Raw genomic sequence first — 18,772 nt, 5'->3', positions numbered from 1 at the left:
ATTAGTCTAAAAATGAACTCTAAATTTAGGCTTAAATAGTGTCATTAGAAATAATTAATATCATTTATTCTCCCTCCTAACTTGTATTCTCTATATAAAGAATATATAACAAGGTAAATTTTCCATAACCATATTTACCATAAACTTGATAGAGACTATCTGGTTGAATGGTTGCCGAAGCATAAACACATTCTGTTAACGATTGTTCTTTAAGTAAAATTTTATCTTGGTTATCGGAGTTTACTGTTTGGTTTTTTCCAGAAGCCCTGAATTTTTATTTTAATACCAGAAATGCTTCCTAAGTTTGCTTTCATTATAAAAAAGTTTTATAATACTCATTTATTATTTATAATAGTCCATCTATTCCCTTTACCCTTGATGGCAAATACATTTTTTGAAATTTGTTTAGACATGATTTCTGGTGGATAAGTTAAAAACTCTTTATCTAAAACCACATTTTTACCTTTCGGGGTTAGGTAATTTATAACATTACCTTCAATGTCTATGGTGACTTCAAAATATCTGTAGTAAACTATATTTTTAACCAAAGCTTCATTTTCACCTACAATTTCTTTAACCAATTTTAACGCTATGGAGCTGCCTTCACTAAAATTAGTAGCGTTTAAAAATTGAGGTTTAATAACCGTTTTTCCAAAAGTATCTATATAGCCAAAATAGGATATACCTTCTTTTAGTTCTTCAATCAAACAGCGATCATCACTAAACATTGGATAATTTACATCACCAACAGTTCTTGCTACTAAATCATTTCTAAAATCTATAGCAATAGCACCTTCGGTATTAATAAAAGCCCATTGGTTATCTTTTTTGATTGCTGCATAACCATTATGGAATGGCGAAATATAATCAAGATTTTCAAGAGATTGTGCGAGTCCTAGGATTGGGATTATGAGTATAATCAACAAAATGAATTTTACTTTTTTCATGAGTTCTATATTTTAAAAAATAATACTTTAAAGTTAATAGTAAATAGATACTTATAAAATGACATTCATCATACAAAAAAATAAGGTTAGTGATATTAAATTATTATGACAACTATATTGTGTTTAAAGCAATTTCAACCATGGTGCTAAAGCTAGTTTCTCTATCGTCAGCTGAAGTGCGTTCTTTGGTTACCAAAGAATCTGATACGGTTAAAATGGAAAGTGCCTTTACTTTATACTTTGCAGCAATGGTATATACTCCTGCTGTTTCCATTTCTACACACAGTACTCCAAAATCTGCCCAAATTTTATAATTATTAAAATCGTCTTCGTAAAATTCATCAGTAGATAAAACGTTACCTGCTTTGATTGGAATATTATTTTCTTTGGCATAAAATACTGCTTTCATAAACAATTCAAAATTAGCAGTTGGTGAATAATCGGCATTTATAAAACGGGAATTATTAATACCTGAGGTTGAAGATGCTGCCATAGCAATTACAATATCCCTAATCTTAATGTCTTTATGACACGAACCTGTTGAGCCAACTCTAATTAAATTCTTTACCCCATAATCGTTAATAAGTTCGTGACAATAGATCAGTGCAGATGGAATACCCATACCTGTACCTTGCACGGAAACACGTTTACCATTGTAAGTACCTGTGTAACCTAACATGCCTCTAACATCATTATAGCATCTTGGGGTCTCCAAAAAAGTTTCAGCTATCCATTTGGCACGCATGGGGTCTCCTGGTAACAAAACTGTTTCGGCTATCTCTCCTTTTTTAGCTTCTATGTGTGTACTCATAATTTTAGGTTAATTTGAGATGACAACTTTTACAATCTCACTTTTTTGAAGTACTCCAGATTGTCTCCAAACTTGTTTTCCATTTTTAAATAATAGCATCGTTGGTACACCACGTACTTGATACTTTGCTGCCAATAATTCATTTTTATCAACATTAATTTTTACAATTTTTATAGTATCTCCAAGTTCTTCTTTTACTTCCTTCAATATTGGCGCTAGTGATTTACAAGGCCCACACCAATCTGCAAAAAAATCTACCAAAACTGGTGTTTCAGAATTTATAATATCATTAAAACTACTTTTCATTTTCTAATTTATTTATCACGTTTTCCAGTTTAGAGCTTACCTCTTCTGCTACGGCTTTAAGTGCAGAATTTTCCACAGCTTGCATAGACACCATAGGGTTTATAGCAGACACTTCTATTTTGTTTTGGTCATGCTCTTGTAAAATAACATTACAAGGCAACATAGTACCAATTTTATCTTCTGCTTGTAAAGCTTTAAATGCAAAGGGTGGATTGCAAGCTCCTAAAATCTTATACTTTCTAAAATCTTTATTGAGTTTTTCCTTTAAGGTCGTTTGCATATCAATTTCGGTAAGCACACCAAAGCCTTCGTTTTTTAATAAGGCCTTTACCTTAATTTCGATAGTCTCAAATTTTCCGTTTATGGTTTTGCTGAAGTAATAATTCATCTTTAAGGTATTTTTAATTCTATATCTAGTTTTGCTAACAATGTTAACTCAGACTTGTTAATACCAGAAAACGCATAAGCAATAGCTGAAGCTGTTTTTAATATTAAGCGTCTAATATCTTGAGTAAATAGATGACTTTGACTCTTTTTATAATTAATAAAATCTTTGAAACATACTTTTACATTGAGCTCTTCATCTTCATTAAGCCAATCAAAAACAATTTCTATTTGGTAAGCTGCATCTGTCCCAAAGGTATCTTCAAGATCATCTACAACTAGCCATTCCTTTTTTACTAATGTCTTTAGTTTATCAAACTCTATGGGTTTTACATTACCATCTACTGCTGCCATGGCATAAAAAAGTTTACCAAGATTTCGATAAAACTCTATGGTCATTTTCTTTTTAGTTTTCATGTCAATATTTTTAGAATAAATCAAATTTAGAAATAGTATTAGTTTTAAAGAATGATATAAATCAGTTATCTTTATATACTTATCAATCAAATTATAAAACATGTTTCAGCAAAATCAAGATATCTTTAAAGTACTTTTAGGTGCTGTATCGGAAGGTGTCATTATAGTTGATGAGCATCAAAATATTGTAGAAACCAACGATTCTGCAAACCAAATGTTTGGGTACTCTAAGGGAGAACTCATAAAAAAATCACTAAACATTTTAATTCCACGAAACTATCACGCTGGTCATGGGGCTCACTTTAATGGTTTTATGAAACAGAAAGAGCGTAGACAAATGGGGCAAGGACGTGATCTTTTTGGCGCTCATAAAGATGGAAGTATTTTTCCTGTAGAAGCTGGATTAAACCCCTTTTCCATCTATGGAAAGGACTATATTATGGCCTTAGTTATAGATATTAGTGAGCGTAAATATATGGAGCAAGAACGCAATCATTTAGCCAGCATTTTTCAGGAATCGCTAAATGAGATTTATGTATTTGATGCTAAAACTCTAAAATTTATAAATGCCAATTATGGGGCACAAAAAAATATAGGTTACAATTTAGAGGAACTTACCACTATGACACCAATAGATATAAAACCCAACTATACAGAATCACAGTTCAAAAAAGAATTAGAACTACTCAATGAAGCTAATATTGAAAAAATTGAATTTGAAACATTACATCAACGTAAATCAGGAAGTACTTATCCTGTTAATGTACATTTACAACGTTCAAAATTAGGTGATAGAGATGTATTCTTGGCTATTATTTTAGATATAACAGAGCAAAAAAATTATACTGAAAAATTAGAAAAAACGGTTGAGATACGCACTGAAGAACTTAAAATGGCACTAGCTACAGAAAAGGAATTGAACGAATTGAAAACAAAATTCTTATCTATGGTATCACATGAATTTAAAACACCTTTAAGTGGGATTTTAACTTCAACTATGTTATTGAATAAATACAAATTAACTGAACAACAAGAAAAACGAGAGAAACATGTAAATACCATTACAGACAAAGTACAGTATCTCAATACCATCTTGAATGATTTTCTTTCCGTTGAAAAATTAGAAAAAGGTAAAATCAATTATAAATTCACCTCATTTAAATTAAGTAAGGTTTTAAATGAAGTCATTTATAATGCAAATATGATATTAAAAGACGGACAGCAGATCAATTATCCTGAAAATATTGACGACATCTCATTATTCCAAGACGAAAAAATTCTAGAATTATCCCTATCAAATTTAATATATAATGCTATAAAATATTCATCAGAAAACACTATTATAAACATTACTATTTCACAAAATAAAAACACGACTGTTTTTAAAGTCAAAGATAACGGCATTGGCATTCCTGAGAAAGACCAAAAGAATATATTCAATCGTTATTTTAGAGCAGAAAATGCATTGCTCATGCAAGGTACTGGAATTGGTTTAAATATCGTCAAAGATCATTTAGAAAACTTAAACGGCACCATTTCATTTAAAAGTGTTGAACACCATGGTTCGACTTTCATTATAGAACTACCAAACAAAGTTGTGTTATGAAAAAAGTATTATTAATAGAAGACGATACCATTTTAAGAGAAAATACAGCTGAACTTTTGGAACTATCAGATTATGTGATTCTTACAGCTGCTAATGGGGAAATAGGTCTAAAAATAGCAAGAGAAGAAAGACCTGATATTATTATATCTGATATTATGATGCCTGTACTTGATGGCTACGGTGTTTTGGAAGGCTTATCTAAACATAGTGAAACAAAATTTATCCCTTTTATCTTTTTGTCGGCAAAAACAGAAAAACAAGACATAAGAAAAGGAATGAATTTAGGAGCAGATGATTATATTACAAAACCCTTTACCGAAGATGAAATTGTAAGTGCTATTGAGAGTCGGATTGCGAAAGCTGCTATATTAAAAGATGAACGGGAGTCGTCTCAAAAAAAATTAATCACTACTGAAGATGAACTTAGATCATTAAATGACTTAAAGAACTTTTTTGATGACAATGGCAGCATTTTTAAGTATAAAAAAAATGATATTATTTATAAAGAGGGTTATAATTCAAACTTCATTTATTTAATAAACAAAGGTGTTGTGAGATGTTATAAACTTGATGAAAAAGGGAAAGAACTCACCACGGCACTTCACAAGGAAGATGACCTCTTTGGATACACTTCATTTAACCAAAATATTCCATACAAAGAAACTGCTTCTGCCATGAAAGATGTTGAAATGATGGGCGTCTCTAAAACAGAACTTAAAAATATATTAGCTAAAAATCATAAGGTGACCTTAGAAGTTATTCAATTACTTACTGATGATCTTACTGATGTGAAAGACCAACTATTGGAAATGGCATATAGTTCTGTACAGAAAAAAACAGCCGCTACCATTTTAAGATTTGCTGAAAAGATCAATTCAAAACCTCAAGACCCTATTAAAATCTCTCGAAATGATTTAGCTAGTGTTGCCGGTATAGCAACTGAAACATTTATAAGAACAATGTCTGATTTTAAAAAACAAGGACTTATAGAAATGGAAGGTAGAAATATAAAAATTATTGACCTTCAGAAATTACAGGACATATACTAATTGTTTTATATGTTTTCGTCCAATTATGACGAATATCATATTATATCAATACGCTTACATATAGCTTTGTTGATAATGAGAAATTTAAATGATGAATATTTTATTACCAACAGACTTTTCTAACAACTCATGGAATGCTATATTATATGCAACTCGCTTTTTTGAAAAAACACCATGTAATTTCTATTTATTAAATGTAACTAGAATGGAAAATCTTGTGGTAGGTGCTGATACCTATATTCCAACACACGAGATTATAGAAAGTATTTATATAAAGCCGTCAAAAAAAAAACTTAGAGAACTATTAAAAAAAATTAGTCATAACATTAACGACAATGAAAAACATAAATTCTATACGTTAAGTGATTATAATTTTTTCCTGGAATCTATTAGAAAACATATCGACGAGAAAAATATGGATATGATTATAATGGGTACAAAAGGTGCATCTGGACTTGAAGAATATATTGTTGGCAGTAATGCTGGCGACGTTATTACAAAGGTAAAATGTACAACATTGATTGTGCCTGAACATGCTAAATATTCTGAAATTAAAGAAGTAGCATTTCCAACAGACTACAATTTGTCTTATGATATAAAAACACTTCAACCATTAACTAATTTTTTAAATGCTTTCGAAGCTAATCTAAGAATTATTCATATTGATAAAAAAAACACATCATTAAACACAGAACAACTCTCAAATAAAGATCTATTAAACGATTATTTTGAAGATTTTAAGCCAAGTTTTCATCTTTTAACCAATAAAAAAGTAGAGGATGCCATACAGTGTTTTGTTGAAAGTAGAGATATAGATATGATAACGATGGTCGCCAAAAACCTTAATTATTTTCAAAGTATATTATTTCATTCGAAAGTGGAGAAAATAACGTATCATACGCACATACCCTTTTTAGTGTTACACGAATAAATATCAAAAATCATGGATAATTCTATTTTCTTAGCAAAGTTTTGGGGCTGGTATTTTATTATATTCTTTTTAATACTTAGCCTTAACCCAAAGCGTATTAAACAAATATTTAATGACCTTAAAGATGAAAAATTTTTAATAATCTCTTCTTTTGTGGCCATTATTATAGGACTTCTCAACATTTTGTTTCATAATATTTGGGAACCAAGTTATCAACTTATTATTACCTTAATAGGTTGGTTATCATTATTTATAGGACTGTTCTTATTTATATTTCCCAAAAAAACCGTTACTTGGTTAGAATTTATTAATGTTAAACTGGTTCAGGTTATCTATACCTTACTATTTATTATTGGTATATATTTATTGAACAGAGGTTATGATATAGTTTCTCCATAATTTTTTAGAAAACTGATATATATCATATTTTAATTCTTAGAAGCTGTGTACTTTAGTAGTATAATTAAAAAAGGTTCTTTGAATCACTAATAAATTTTAAAATAAGACTTTATGTGCAATATTATAGAGTTTAAAATGATTGTTTCGTTTTTTAGACTTGATGGCTTTTAGCAATAAAACCATTTTAGAGATTAAATAAATTAGATGATGATATTAAGCTCTTAAAAGGAAACAGGAGGTTTCGACTTCCTGTTTCTTAGTATACAAATTTTAATGTTGTAGAATATTGAGATTTGTTATGTGATAATACGTTTGAAGCTATTGTTTAGCTATGAATTTTTTTAATTTTCATTTAGAAGTAAAAGATGGTTATACGTTATTGAAAGTTGAACAATAAAATTGAACGTTTTAGATGAAACAGGGGGTTCCAACCTCCTGTTTTTTTTATGTATAAGTCTTAGTTTTTTCAATAATTTAATCTCTTTTAGAACGAGAATTCTACGTTTCCCTTTTTGATGAATGCTGTATCTCAAAAAACAAATCACCACCACCTAATTCTAAAATAATCTATTCTTTATTTTACTTCATAATTCTCAGACATAGATAGAAGATTACTTATAATAATAAAAAAACCTTTAATACATTCATAATCTGATATATATCATAGTTTTCATGTTTAATGAAATGTAATTTTAAGCATCTCATTAAACAAAATAATTTATGAGGAAGATATTGGTTCCAACAGATTTTTCAGAAAATGCATTAAATGCATTAGATTATGCTTTAGAGTTATTTAAGTATGATATCTGCGAGTTCTATATTATGCATGCATATCAAGATGATATTTATGCCGACAAAGTTTTAATGAAAAGTAAAACTATTGATGAATTAACTCGTGTTATTAGTGACAAATCTCAGTTACAGTTAGAAGGCATATTAAAACATGTAAGTAAAGTGTCTCCAAATTCAAGACACACCTATCATGTTGTATCTTCCAATAATATGTTAATTGACGAAGCTGATAAGATTGTTGATGAAGAATGTATCGATATTATTGTTATGGGAACTCGAGGTAAAACCAACGACAGAAAACTCACTTTTGGTAGTCATACACTACAAGTTTTAAAGTATGTGCAATGCCCTGTTTTGGCAATTCCAGAAAATTACAAACATATACAGCCTAGACGAATTCTTTTCCCTACAAATTATATGATTCCGTATAAAAGACGCGAATTAAAATTATTATGTGACATGGCTTCTCCTTATAGAGCTGTAATAGATATGCTCTATATTTCTAAAAGTAAAAAACTTTCATTAAGACAGCAAAACCATCAGGATTTTATAAATGAAGCATTGTGCAAAAATAAAATCAATTTTAAAATCGTTGATAATAAAAATATTACCAATGCTATTTATACCTATATAAAAGAGAATGATATAAATATGTTAGTCATGGTAAATACAAGGCATTCTTTTTTAGAAAACATCTTGTTTCAATCTACTATTGATGAAATAAGCTTGTACATCGAAATTCCTTTTTTAGTATTACAAAATATGAGACGTAACTAAATACCTAATAATTATGAAAAAAATACTCTTGCCAACAGATTTTTCAGATAATTCTTGGAACGCCATTAAATATGCATTGCAACTATATAAAAATGAGAAGTGTAACTTCACGCTTTTACACACTTACACACCAGTAGTTTATCAAGTGGAATATATGCAATCAAGTTCTGCCCAGCTTCAAGTAATGAATGTTGTGAAAGAAACAGCGAAAAAAAAATTAAGCGAAATACAACAAAAAATTAATTCCGAGTTTAGCAATTCAAAACATATTTTTTCTAAAATACTATCATTTAATACGCTTACTTCAGAAATTGAGGAGCTTTACCAAGGTAATGCTATGGATATCATTGTAATGGGAACAAAAGGTGCTACTGGCTTAAAGGAAGTATTGTTTGGATCTAATACTGTTCATATTTTAAAAAGAGCCAAATGCCCAGTACTAGCAGTACCTAGTAATTTTTCTTTTGAAACTCCTCATGAAATATTATTCCCATCTGATTATGAAATCGATTTTAAAAACAATCACTTACAATCTATCATAGATATTGCCACGGTATATCATTCAAGAGTTAACATTTTAAATGCAAGTTATGGATATGATTTGTCTGAACAACAAGAAAATAACAGACAAAAATTAGAAACGCAATTTAAACATGTTGCACATTTATTTCATAGCGTTAGTAATCAAAATGTACCAGAAGCTATAACAAAGTTTCAATTAAAAACGCGTATCAATTTACTGGTAATGATTAATAATAAACATTCATTTTTTGAAAACTTATTTTTTAAATCTACCATTAATCAAATTGGCTTTCATTTAAATGTGCCATTTTTAGTGATTCCTGCAAAACCCTAATATTTTAAACTAATAAATAGCATCGCATCAGCGAGTTTATCAATTCTAATTTCATAACATAAAATTGAGACAGAAGTTATGAGAAATAATATTTTACTTCCAACAGATTTTTCAGATAATGCATGGAGTGCTGCTGTTTATACTTTAAAGCTATTTGCAGATACACTGGCTATGGTAAATTATAAACATAGCTTTATTGAGGCCATTATTATAGAGCCTGTTATAAAGAAAATAGGATTTCATCCCATGGTGCCTTTTTTAGTAATTCCAGAATAGATATCTGATATATATCATTGTTATACTGCAAATTATCTTATAATTTCATATCAGTAAACTTATAATGCCTATTATAAAATATTATAACCACCCGATTAAATAAAAAAATAGCAAGAAGCTATACAATAAATCATTCACAATTTAAGAAACTAAAAGATGAAAAGAACAGGTATTTGGTTAGATAAAAACAAAGCATATATTGTAACATTAAAAGACACATTAGAAACTTTTAATACCATAATTTCTAATATAGAACATTATCATCCACACGGAGGTTCTGGCACAAAATTTAAAGGAGGACCACAAGATGTCGTGCAAGACAGTAAGTATTTAGAACGCGAAAAGCAACAATTAAAAAAATATTTTAAAACTATAGCTGAAGAAATTAATGATACAGATGCATTAGTCCTTTTTGGTCCAGCTCAAACTAATGAGCAATTTGCAAAAGAGTTACATAAAAACTATACCCCATTAAGCACAAAAATAAAAGGCATAAAAAAAGCAGATAGCATGACCGATAATCAAATTAAAGCTTGGGTAAAAGATTTCTTTCAGTCTAATTAAAAATGTAGCCATTTAATTAGTTAGTGAAATAAAACTGTCAAAATAAATAATGTTTTGCCTGCTTTTTAAAATGTTAACATGGAAATTAAAAATATAGAAATCATTAAATCTTCTGGTGAAAAGGTAAAATTTTCATTAGATAAATTGCGCTTGTCTCTCAAGAGAACTGGAGCAGATAACACCATAGTTAATCAAATTCTAGATAAAGTTCGCGATGAGTTATATCAAGGTATCTCTACTAAAGAAATTTATAATAGAGCCTTTTCTTTACTTAAAAAAAATAAAAGTCATCTCGCTTCCAAATATAAACTGAAGAAAGCGATATATGAATTAGGCCCAACTGGTTTTCCTTTTGAACGCTTTGTAAGTGCTATCTTAAATTATTCAGGATACAAGACTGAAGTTGGCAAGATATTGCAAGGAAAATGCGTATCACATGAAACTGATATTATTGCTTTCAAAAATTTAGAAGCGACCATTATTGAATGTAAATTTCATAGCGAACAAGGTTTAAATTGTAACGTTAAAATCCCCTTATATATAAACTCTCGGTATCAAGATGTAAGAGCTAACTGGAGTAAAAGCTCTAAAAAAGAAGTTTTACTTACACAAGGTTGGGTTGTTACAAATACTAGATTCACTAAAGATGCATTACAATTCGGCAATTGTACTGGTTTATATTTATTAAGTTGGGATTATCCAGAAAATGATGCTCTAAAAGATAGAATTGATAGATTAGGTTTGTATCCAATAACCGTTTCTACATTACTTACTAATAGAGAAAAACAATTTTTATTAAGTAGAGATGTGGTGCTTTGTAGAGAGTTAATAGAAGACAACTTTTATTTAGATCATTTAGGCGTATCTGAAACAAGGAAAGAAAAAATTCTTAATGAAATTTTACAACTATGTAATATTCAAACACCATAATATGGATAATTTTGCGAAAATCAATTTTTTAGGGGCCGCTGGAGTAGTTACAGGCTCTAAATTTCTTATTGAAACTTCAGAAAAAAACATACTAATTGATTGTGGTATGTTTCAAGGTTTAAAAGAGCTTCGAGAACTTAATTGGAGTAATCTCCCTGTTGATGTTAACAACATTCATGTTGTTTTAATAACTCATGGACATTTAGACCATGTTGGCTATTTACCTCGCTTATTAAAGCAAGGTTTTACTGGAAAAATAATTGGCACGGCACCTACGTTGGCTATAGCAGAAATTATACTTAAAGACAGTGCTAAAATCCATGAAGAAGAAGCTGAAAAAGCAAATAAAGAAAAATACACTAAACATAATCCTGCTTTACCATTTTACACCATTAAGGATGTTGAGAAAACAATTCAATTATTTCATGTAGAAATAGAAAATAAATGGATTACTCTATCTGATCATATTTCGTATCGATTTCAATATAATGGTCATATTATTGGAGCTACTTTTATTGAATTGGATATTAACGGAAAACGCTTTGTGTTTTCAGGCGATATAGGAAGGAAAAATGATTACCTCTTAAACGATCCTAAAAAACCAGAATGGGCAGATTATTTATTCATTGAAAGCACTTATGGTAATAAATTACATCCAAAAGACGATATAGAAAACACGCTATCAACCCTTATTCATGAAACTATTCATAAAAAAGGCAATCTCATAATTCCAAGTTTTGCAGTAGAACGATTGCAAACACTAATGTATATATTGTGGAAACTCTACAAAAAGAATAAAATTCCAAACATTCCCATTTTTATAGACAGCCCAATGGGTAATAATGTTCTTGACGTATTTAACCGCTTTCCTGAATGGCATAAACTACCTATGCAAGAGTATCAAGCTATGTGTGATCACATTAATATTATACAATCATACAAAGAAACATGGGAAACAATTGATGACAAACGGTCTAAAATTATAATCGCAGGAAGTGGTATGGTTACTGGAGGAAGAGTGCTTACTTATTTAAAACAATTAATAGACGCGCCATCAACAACCGTTTTATTAGTAGGTTATCAAGCAGAAGGGACCAGAGGAAGACTGCTAAAAGAAGGTGCTCATGAAATACGTTTTTTCGGCAAATATTATCCTGTAAAAGCAACCATAAAAAGTATTGAAAGTTTATCAGCGCATGCAGATCAGCAAGATTTATTGGATTGGATGAGCGCTATAAAAAATATTCCTGAAGAAGTATACTTAATACATGGTGAGCCATCTGCTTTGGATGCTTTTAGAGTAAAAATAAAAGATACGTTAAATTGGAACGTTACTATTCCAAAACTTACAGATGTAAAAAAATTAATGATTTAAAAGTACACGTATAGAGATTGAAAATATATAAAAGCTTTAAGAAAGACATATCAATATAACATGCTTCTATTTTAATGCTATGTAGATTATAAATCGACTCTATTCAATTAAATCAATATACCTGTCGTGGTAACCCAATAAATATAAAACACCATCTAAACCAATACTAGAAATGGAACTTTGTGCATTGTCTTTTACAGTTGGTTTTGCATGAAAAGCAATTCCTAAACCAGCAAGATTAAGCATAGGTAGATCATTTGCACCATCACCAACAGCAATGGTTTGATCGATATCAATACCTTCTTTTAGTGCGATTTCTCTAAGATATTCTGCTTTTTTATTGCCATCAACAATATCTCCCAAATACCCACCTGTTAAAACACCATCTATAATTTCTAATTGATTGGCATATACATAATCTATACCCAATTCTTTCTGTAAATAATGTCCGAAATAAGTAAATCCACCCGATAATATGGCGGTTTTAAACCCGTAGCTTTTTAAAGTATCAATAAGTCTTCTTGTACCTTTAGTAAGAGGAAGGTTTACCGCAACATCATGAAGCACATCCTCGCTTAAGCCTTTTAAAAGTTTCATACGTCTTATAAAACTTTCTGTGAAGTCAATTTCGCCTTGCATTGCTGCTTCGGTAATGGCTTTTACTTCATCTCCAACTCCAGCTAATTCAGCTAATTTATCAATAACTTCGGCTTGTATCAGTGTCGAATCCATATCAAAACAAACCAAGCGCCTATTCCGTCTAAAAATATTGTCTTCTTGAAATGCAATATCGACATCTAAATTTCTTGAAATTTGCATGAATTTTTCTGTAAAATCTGCTTTATTATCGATATGACCTCTAATAGATAATTCTATAGAAGCTCTTGGATATTCTTCTTCTTTAATAAGCGATAAGCGCCCTGTAAGTCTTTTTATAGAATCTATATTTAAATTTTTTTCTGATATCACTTTTGTGACTTCCGATATTTGTTCAGCAGATAATTTCTCACCTAAAATGGTAACAATATATCTATCTTTACCTTGAAGGCGCACCCAATTTTCATAATCTTCCAGAGTAATTGGAGTGAATTTTGCCTTAATACCTAATTCGTAAGCTTTAAAAAGCAAATCCTTTAATACCGATGCGGAATTCGCTCCGGATTGAATTTCAAATAATATACCTAAAGATAATGTATTGTGTATGTTTGCTTGACCAATATCTAAAACTTTAGCACCATATTCGGTTAAAACACTTGTTAAGCCAGAGGTCAATCCTGGTTTATCTTGTCCTGATATATTTAGTAAAAAAATCTCATTAGCCATAATTAATTATTACTTTTTGCAAGCTGTAAAATTGAATATTCTATTTGAAATATGAAAGCTTTTCTAGATTATAATATTTTAGAAGATTTTTATAACCTATTTAATAAACCTACTATGCCAGCTCTCACTTGCTGGTACTTCCCAATTCTCATTAAACTCCGCAATAGTAGTAACTAAATTATTGAAAACAATCGTATTTTTAGAAACCGCTTTATCTTTTGCCATTTGTTTAAAATCTAAAAGTGTTTTATATGCCACAAAGTTGCCTTGTTTGTAAGACACGTTCATTTTATCCATTAAATCAACACCATACTCTTTTTCTAATTGTTGAATAAAACGTACTGACGCATCTATAGAACATCCTGTAGCCGCATTTATTTTTTGATTTAAACCAAAAACGATGAATCGGTTATATTTTATAAGATAGCCTGATTGTAAATCACTACCATGTGCCGTCCAATTTTCTATAAAAACATCTAGTTTAGTTTGAATTTCTTCAAGTTCCTGTTCAGAAAATGAACGATTTGCTTGGTAAATCCAAACACGTGATTCTTCTGGTAATGTATTAAAATCTACTAACATTTATAATTGAATATTTTCTATTTACAATTGACTATTTAAGTCCATTGCTTAATTTACAAATCTTGGGCATTGGCAATTAACTCTGCAATATCCATAACGGCAACATCCGATTCTTTTTCTTTAGTTTTTACACCGTCGGTCATCATGGTATTACAAAATGGGCAACCAGCTGCAATAATTTCTGGTTGGATTTCTAAAGCTTGTTCGGTACGCTCGACATTCACTTCTTTATCTCCTTTTTCAGCATCTTTGAACATTTGAGCCCCTCCTGCCCCACAACACAATCCCGTGCGCTTGCAATTTTTCATCTCCACCAATTCGGCTTCCAACTTCCTAATTAAATCGCGTGGTGCTTCATATACATTATTAGCACGACCTAAATAACAAGGATCATGAAAAGTGATGCGCTTGCCTTTAAATTGTCCGCCTTCAATAGTTAAACGTCCATCATCCAATAAGGATTTTAAAAACTGTGTATGGTGCATTACTTCGTAATTTCCACCTAATTCTGGATATTCATTTTTTATGGTATTGAAACAATGTGGACAAGCTGTTACTATTTTCTTAACCTCATAAGCATTTAGCACTTCAATATTCGTCACAGCCTGCATTTGAAACAAAAATTCGTTTCCAGCACGTTTTGCAGGATCACCTGTACAGCTTTCTTCAGTTCCTAAAACTGCAAATTCTACTTTGGCTTTATTTAATAATTTTACAAAAGCTTTGGTTATTTTTTTTGCTCGATCATCAAAACTACCTGCACAACCCACCCAAAATAATACTTCAGGTTGCTTTCCTTCTGCCATAAATTCTGCCATGGTAGGCACTTTTAGTAATTCGCTCATGTTCTAATATTATTGTTTGCGTTAGGGATTGAGGCATTGTTGGAGCTCTCCCGATTTTTTCATCGGGAAGCGACTGCCGAAAGCCCGACCCTTTTAGGGTAACGCCCAAATTATTTTATTATTCGTTCTTCCAGTTTAATCGGTCCATTTGATTGTATGGCCAAGGCGCACCGTTGTTCTCAATATTGGTCATCATATTGTTTAACTCGACTGGGGCAGCAGACTGTTCCATTACTAAATAACGACGCATATCCATAATAATTGAAAGCGGATCGATACTTACAGGACAAGCTTCTACACAAGCGTTACACGAGGTACACGCCCACAGTTCTTCTCTGGTAATATAATTATCTAGAAGCTGTTTGCCGTCTTCTTTAAACACGCCTTTATTAGCATCCATGTTCTTACCAACTTCCTCTAAACGATCGCGAGTATCCATCATGATTTTTCGTGGCGATAGTTTTTTACCCGTTTGGTTTGCAGGACATTCGCTAGTACAACGTCCACATTCGGTACATGTATAAGCATTCAATAATTGCACCCAATTTAAATCTTGCACATCACTAGCACCAAATTTTGCTGGTATAGCATTTTCAGTTCCTTCAGCAGGTGCAGCGAAGGGATCGATATTAGGATCCATCATCATTTTCACCTCTTTGGTAACAGCTTCTAAATTATTAAACTGCCCCTTAGGAGTTAGTTTACCATAAAATGTATTAGGGAATGCTAATAAAATATGTAGATGTTTCGAAAAATATAAATAATTTAAAAATATGAAGATGCCAGTAATATGTAACCACCAAGCCGTTCTTTCGATAATATGAACTGTGCCTTCCGGTAAATTACCAAACCAAGGTGCTATATATTGACTAATAACATTTCCTGTGTTTAGAGTTTGAAAATGAACATCCGTAGCATTCATTACCAAAAAAAGCATCATTAACACCATTTCAAAATAAAGAATGAAATTACCATCGTTTTTGGGCCAACCAGTCATTTCACTTTTCCAAAAACGGGCTAATTTTATAATGTTTCGGCGCATCCAAAAAATGGTTACGGCTACGAATACTAAAATGGCTAAAACTTCAAAAGTACTTATTATAAATCCATAAACCGCTTCGGGAAGTATTGATAACGCTATTCTATGTGTTCCAAAAATACCGTCGATAATAATTTCTAAAACTTCAATATTTATAATGATGAAACCCAAATAAACGATGATGTGTAAAAATCCTGCGATAGGACGACGTACCATTTTACTCTGTCCTAAAGCTATCATCGCCATATTTTTCCACCGTTGCGATTTATTATCACTAACATCCACATCATGGCCTAACTTGATATTACGAATGAGTTTTTTTACGTTTTTAGCGAAGAACCCAATGCCAATACCAAGTAAAATTATAAAAAGTATATTTGGTAAATATTCCATGAGTAATTATTTAGTTTCTTCTTTTTGATATGGGATTTCTTTTTTAGATAATATCCTGAAATAACGTTTAGGATGTAATTTTATATCGCGAAGTAATTCTTCCATTTCTTTTGTAGCACCTTCAAGATTATTATACAAACCTTCTTCTTTAAGCAACTTACCTAATGTTCCATCACCTTTATCAATGGTTACTAAAATGGTATTTAATTTGTTTAATGTATTATTTAAATTCTCTACAGTAGTACCTACGTTGGCATCTTTTAAATCAGTTGTAAGCACCGCTAAATCGGCACTTATTGTTTTAAACTTAGCGAGTATTTCTGAAATATTTTTATCATTATTTGAAATGACAGCATTCACAGAATTCGAAGTTTTTTTAAATGATTTTAGAGTGTGATTTAATTCTTCCATGGTGCGTTTTAAGCCAGCATCAGAATTATCATTAATCAACCTATTAATGCTTAACATAAGCGTGTCGGTGGATTTCAAAGTAGAATCTAAATTATCACTTAATCCAGAAAAGTTTTTCGTAAGTGTGGTAACAAGCCCTAATTCCACTTCAGATGGTAGAATATCTCCAGGTTTTGCTTGTTTGCCTTCATTATTTATTAGGATGGCGAGTCCGTTTCCTCCCATTAATCCCGTTTCATACATTTTAACAACAGAATTCTTAGAAAACTTCAGAGCTGCATTAACCGAAAAAGATACTCTGGTTTTGCCTGTTTGGTAATCGTAAATAATATCTTGAATTTTACCCACCACATTGCCATTTACTGTTATAGGAGAGGATTTGTTAAGAGCATTGTAATCAAATTCTGTATAATATACATCGGTTGATACAAATAAGTTTTTTCCTTTTAAGTAATTAAATCCAAAAATAAAAAGGACAATGCCCGATACTACTAATATGCCTGTTTTAACTTCTTTTGATATCTTCAAAGTAAATATAGTAAATGATTAGATGTACAAATTTAAAATAAATTTGAAAAGAAACTCTTTAATTAGCGGTTGTTTTTAAGGCTTCGGACAAGCTTATTTTTTTAGCATCTTTAAAAGCTACTATAAAACTGGATTTATAACCTCTATTAATAGCTTCTTCTTCAAGAGTTTTTACATTGTTATAGTTGGATGTATTACCATAAAAATACTTAAACAAACTGCCTTCCTTTTCTCTTGTAATATTATTCAAACCTTTGAAATTATTTGGTTTAGGCTCAATAGCTCGCGAAGTTGCTGCTATTTGTACTTTATAAACAATATTAGTAACTGAATTTATCTCTTCAGTTACTATGGGCATTTCATTGGGTTCTGCTGTTTCTGTTACATTTATTTTAGGGGTATCATCTTTAAAAATAAAATCACCCACGTTGCCTTCTAAGTTATGTTTATACTCTAAAATAGCATTCGTAATGGCAGTTGATATTTCATTCTGTCCATTTTCTGAATTCAAATATGCACCTTCTTCCTTATTTGTAACAAAACCTGTTTCAATTAAAACACTTGGCATAGCGGTTTGGTGTATAACCCATAAACTAGCTTGTTTAACCCCCCTACTTTTTCTTTTAAATTTATTTGTAAAATTCTTTTCTATCAAACTAGCCAAGAGAATACTTTGATCTGTATGTTCTTCTTGACTAAATAATATACTCATAAACGATTCAGGTGAATTAGGATTAAAACCTTTATAATGTTTTTCATAATCGTCCTCTAAAAAAATTACTTCATTTTCTGCTTTAGCTACCTCAAAATTCTGGTTGGTATTTCCAACCGCTAACACATAAGTTTCGGTACCCGACGCTTCAGTATGGTGAGCATTACAGTGTATCGACACAAATAAATCGGCTTTCGCATTATTAGCGATTCTAGGACGGTCTTTAAGCTCTATAAACACATCAGTTGTTCTAGTATATATCACCTTTATATTAGGGTTTTTCTCAAGCATGCCACCTACTTTTAAAGCTATTTTTAAAGCAATGTCTTTTTCTTTATAACCGTATTTTGAATGTTTTCCGGGATCTTTTCCACCATGGCCTGCATCTAAAACCACAATGAATTTTTGTGCTTCTTCCTTTTTATCTACATTCATAAAGGATGAAAATGTTAATACTATTATAAATAATACGAAAAGTAATATTTTGGACGTTTTCATGGGGTAATCTTAATTTTAATC

21 protein-coding genes are annotated in these 18,772 nt (G+C 30.7%); 10 read left to right on the top strand and 11 right to left on the bottom strand.

The annotated features are described in order from the left end of the window. Positions 1-335: 335 nt before the first annotated feature. The 5 genes from QLS71_RS15620 to QLS71_RS15600 form a co-directional block, all read right to left on the bottom strand. Positions 336-947 carry a WG repeat-containing protein gene (locus QLS71_RS15620; protein ID WP_308992864.1) on the bottom strand — a complete coding sequence of 204 codons (612 nt, stop codon included), beginning with the start codon at positions 945-947 and terminating at the stop codon, positions 336-338. 112 nt (positions 948-1,059) lie between these two features. Continuing rightward, on the bottom strand, positions 1,060-1,758 hold the full coding sequence (gene deoD, locus QLS71_RS15615) for a purine-nucleoside phosphorylase (RefSeq protein ID WP_308992865.1): 699 nt from the start codon (positions 1,756-1,758) through the stop codon (positions 1,060-1,062). Between the two features lie 9 nt (positions 1,759-1,767). Further along, positions 1,768-2,064, bottom strand: coding sequence for a thioredoxin (trxA, locus tag QLS71_RS15610; RefSeq protein ID WP_308992866.1), 297 nt, complete (start codon positions 2,062-2,064; stop codon positions 1,768-1,770). After that, positions 2,054-2,452 (bottom strand): DUF302 domain-containing protein, encoded by a 399-nt coding sequence (locus tag QLS71_RS15605; RefSeq protein WP_308992867.1) that lies wholly within the window; start codon positions 2,450-2,452, stop codon positions 2,054-2,056. The genes trxA and QLS71_RS15605 overlap by 11 nt, the downstream gene beginning before the upstream one ends. A 2-nt stretch (positions 2,453-2,454) precedes the next feature. Beyond that, positions 2,455-2,865, bottom strand: coding sequence for a hypothetical protein (locus QLS71_RS15600; RefSeq protein WP_308992868.1), 411 nt, complete (start codon positions 2,863-2,865; stop codon positions 2,455-2,457). A 100-nt stretch (positions 2,866-2,965) separates the two neighbouring features. Here QLS71_RS15600 and QLS71_RS15595 point away from each other — a divergent pair, with 100 nt between their 5' ends. The 10 genes from QLS71_RS15595 to QLS71_RS15550 all read left to right on the top strand — a co-directional run bounded on the left by QLS71_RS15595 (position 2,966) and on the right by QLS71_RS15550 (position 12,420). Beyond that, positions 2,966-4,471 (top strand): PAS domain S-box protein, encoded by a 1,506-nt coding sequence (locus QLS71_RS15595; protein ID WP_308992869.1) that lies wholly within the window; start codon positions 2,966-2,968, stop codon positions 4,469-4,471. Then, positions 4,468-5,520 (top strand): response regulator, encoded by a 1,053-nt coding sequence (locus QLS71_RS15590; protein WP_308992870.1) that lies wholly within the window; start codon positions 4,468-4,470, stop codon positions 5,518-5,520. Before QLS71_RS15595 ends, QLS71_RS15590 begins: the two co-directional genes overlap by 4 nt. A gap of 88 nt (positions 5,521-5,608) precedes the next feature. After that, positions 5,609-6,451 carry a universal stress protein gene (locus QLS71_RS15585; RefSeq protein WP_308992871.1) on the top strand — a complete coding sequence of 281 codons (843 nt, stop codon included), beginning with the start codon at positions 5,609-5,611 and terminating at the stop codon, positions 6,449-6,451. Positions 6,452-6,463: 12 nt separating this feature from the next. Next, positions 6,464-6,850 carry a hypothetical protein gene (locus QLS71_RS15580; RefSeq protein WP_308992872.1) on the top strand — a complete coding sequence of 129 codons (387 nt, stop codon included), beginning with the start codon at positions 6,464-6,466 and terminating at the stop codon, positions 6,848-6,850. Between the two features lie 720 nt (positions 6,851-7,570). After that, positions 7,571-8,419, top strand: a complete 849-nt coding sequence (locus tag QLS71_RS15575) for a universal stress protein (protein WP_308992873.1) — start codon at positions 7,571-7,573, stop codon at positions 8,417-8,419. 13 nt (positions 8,420-8,432) lie between these two features. Further along, positions 8,433-9,275 carry a universal stress protein gene (locus QLS71_RS15570; protein ID WP_308992874.1) on the top strand — a complete coding sequence of 281 codons (843 nt, stop codon included), beginning with the start codon at positions 8,433-8,435 and terminating at the stop codon, positions 9,273-9,275. Positions 9,276-9,353: 78 nt separating this feature from the next. Continuing rightward, the gene (locus tag QLS71_RS15565) at positions 9,354-9,551 is read left to right on the top strand and encodes a hypothetical protein (RefSeq protein WP_308992875.1); all 198 of its coding nucleotides are present in this window, start codon (positions 9,354-9,356) and stop codon (positions 9,549-9,551) included. Positions 9,552-9,707: 156 nt separating this feature from the next. Next, entirely contained in the window at positions 9,708-10,115 is a 408-nt protein-coding gene (locus QLS71_RS15560) for a hypothetical protein (RefSeq protein ID WP_308992876.1), read from the top strand. A 78-nt stretch (positions 10,116-10,193) separates the two neighbouring features. Continuing rightward, positions 10,194-11,045, top strand: a complete 852-nt coding sequence (locus QLS71_RS15555; protein WP_308992877.1) for an ATP cone domain-containing protein — start codon at positions 10,194-10,196, stop codon at positions 11,043-11,045. 1 nt (position 11,046) lies between these two features. Beyond that, positions 11,047-12,420: an MBL fold metallo-hydrolase gene (locus QLS71_RS15550; protein ID WP_308992878.1), complete on the top strand. Its 1,374-nt coding sequence runs from the start codon at positions 11,047-11,049 to the stop codon at positions 12,418-12,420. 99 nt (positions 12,421-12,519) lie between these two features. Here QLS71_RS15550 and serB read toward each other — a convergent pair whose 3' ends face one another. The 6 genes from serB to QLS71_RS15520 form a co-directional block, all read right to left on the bottom strand. Further along, on the bottom strand, positions 12,520-13,743 hold the full coding sequence (serB, locus tag QLS71_RS15545; protein ID WP_308992879.1) for a phosphoserine phosphatase SerB: 1,224 nt from the start codon (positions 13,741-13,743) through the stop codon (positions 12,520-12,522). A 96-nt stretch (positions 13,744-13,839) separates the two neighbouring features. Beyond that, positions 13,840-14,325, bottom strand: coding sequence for an ABC transporter ATPase (locus QLS71_RS15540; protein WP_308992880.1), 486 nt, complete (start codon positions 14,323-14,325; stop codon positions 13,840-13,842). Positions 14,326-14,378: 53 nt separating this feature from the next. Further along, positions 14,379-15,170 carry a (Fe-S)-binding protein gene (locus QLS71_RS15535; protein ID WP_308992881.1) on the bottom strand — a complete coding sequence of 264 codons (792 nt, stop codon included), beginning with the start codon at positions 15,168-15,170 and terminating at the stop codon, positions 14,379-14,381. 118 nt (positions 15,171-15,288) lie between these two features. Then, entirely contained in the window at positions 15,289-16,602 is a 1,314-nt protein-coding gene (locus QLS71_RS15530) for a (Fe-S)-binding protein (RefSeq protein ID WP_308992882.1), read from the bottom strand. Positions 16,603-16,608: 6 nt separating this feature from the next. Next, positions 16,609-17,541 (bottom strand): MlaD family protein, encoded by a 933-nt coding sequence (locus tag QLS71_RS15525; protein WP_308992883.1) that lies wholly within the window; start codon positions 17,539-17,541, stop codon positions 16,609-16,611. A gap of 58 nt (positions 17,542-17,599) precedes the next feature. Beyond that, complete coding sequence (locus QLS71_RS15520) at positions 17,600-18,688, bottom strand: N-acetylmuramoyl-L-alanine amidase (RefSeq protein WP_308992884.1); 1,089 nt, start codon at positions 18,686-18,688, stop codon at positions 17,600-17,602. Positions 18,689-18,772 lie beyond the last annotated feature (84 nt).

Origin of the sequence: Mariniflexile litorale (assembly GCF_031128465.2) — a bacterium.
In the GTDB taxonomy this organism is placed as follows: Bacteria; Bacteroidota; Bacteroidia; order Flavobacteriales; family Flavobacteriaceae; genus Mariniflexile; species Mariniflexile litorale.
This window is presented reverse-complemented; position numbering and strand designations above follow the sequence as displayed.

What these genes read in the sequence shown, in the direction of transcription:
- QLS71_RS15540 (WP_308992880.1), bottom strand. Translation starts at nt 14,325, where the DNA reads ATGTTAGTAGATTTTAATACATTACCAGAAGAATCACGTGTTTGGATT.
- serB (WP_308992879.1), bottom strand. Translation starts at nt 13,743, where the DNA reads ATGGCTAATGAGATTTTTTTACTAAATATATCAGGACAAGATAAACCA.
- QLS71_RS15580 (WP_308992872.1), top strand. Translation starts at nt 6,464, where the DNA reads ATGGATAATTCTATTTTCTTAGCAAAGTTTTGGGGCTGGTATTTTATT.
- QLS71_RS15535 (WP_308992881.1), bottom strand. Translation starts at nt 15,170, where the DNA reads ATGAGCGAATTACTAAAAGTGCCTACCATGGCAGAATTTATGGCAGAA.
- QLS71_RS15555 (WP_308992877.1), top strand. Translation starts at nt 10,194, where the DNA reads ATGGAAATTAAAAATATAGAAATCATTAAATCTTCTGGTGAAAAGGTA.
- QLS71_RS15560 (WP_308992876.1), top strand. Translation starts at nt 9,708, where the DNA reads ATGAAAAGAACAGGTATTTGGTTAGATAAAAACAAAGCATATATTGTA.
- trxA (WP_308992866.1), bottom strand. Translation starts at nt 2,064, where the DNA reads ATGAAAAGTAGTTTTAATGATATTATAAATTCTGAAACACCAGTTTTG.
- QLS71_RS15520 (WP_308992884.1), bottom strand. Translation starts at nt 18,688, where the DNA reads ATGAATGTAGATAAAAAGGAAGAAGCACAAAAATTCATTGTGGTTTTA.
- QLS71_RS15590 (WP_308992870.1), top strand. Translation starts at nt 4,468, where the DNA reads ATGAAAAAAGTATTATTAATAGAAGACGATACCATTTTAAGAGAAAAT.
- QLS71_RS15595 (WP_308992869.1), top strand. Translation starts at nt 2,966, where the DNA reads ATGTTTCAGCAAAATCAAGATATCTTTAAAGTACTTTTAGGTGCTGTA.
- QLS71_RS15550 (WP_308992878.1), top strand. Translation starts at nt 11,047, where the DNA reads ATGGATAATTTTGCGAAAATCAATTTTTTAGGGGCCGCTGGAGTAGTT.
- QLS71_RS15530 (WP_308992882.1), bottom strand. Translation starts at nt 16,602, where the DNA reads ATGGAATATTTACCAAATATACTTTTTATAATTTTACTTGGTATTGGC.
- QLS71_RS15585 (WP_308992871.1), top strand. Translation starts at nt 5,609, where the DNA reads ATGATGAATATTTTATTACCAACAGACTTTTCTAACAACTCATGGAAT.
- QLS71_RS15620 (WP_308992864.1), bottom strand. Translation starts at nt 947, where the DNA reads ATGAAAAAAGTAAAATTCATTTTGTTGATTATACTCATAATCCCAATC.
- QLS71_RS15570 (WP_308992874.1), top strand. Translation starts at nt 8,433, where the DNA reads ATGAAAAAAATACTCTTGCCAACAGATTTTTCAGATAATTCTTGGAAC.
- QLS71_RS15575 (WP_308992873.1), top strand. Translation starts at nt 7,571, where the DNA reads ATGAGGAAGATATTGGTTCCAACAGATTTTTCAGAAAATGCATTAAAT.
- QLS71_RS15600 (WP_308992868.1), bottom strand. Translation starts at nt 2,865, where the DNA reads ATGAAAACTAAAAAGAAAATGACCATAGAGTTTTATCGAAATCTTGGT.
- QLS71_RS15605 (WP_308992867.1), bottom strand. Translation starts at nt 2,452, where the DNA reads ATGAATTATTACTTCAGCAAAACCATAAACGGAAAATTTGAGACTATC.
- QLS71_RS15565 (WP_308992875.1), top strand. Translation starts at nt 9,354, where the DNA reads ATGAGAAATAATATTTTACTTCCAACAGATTTTTCAGATAATGCATGG.
- deoD (WP_308992865.1), bottom strand. Translation starts at nt 1,758, where the DNA reads ATGAGTACACACATAGAAGCTAAAAAAGGAGAGATAGCCGAAACAGTT.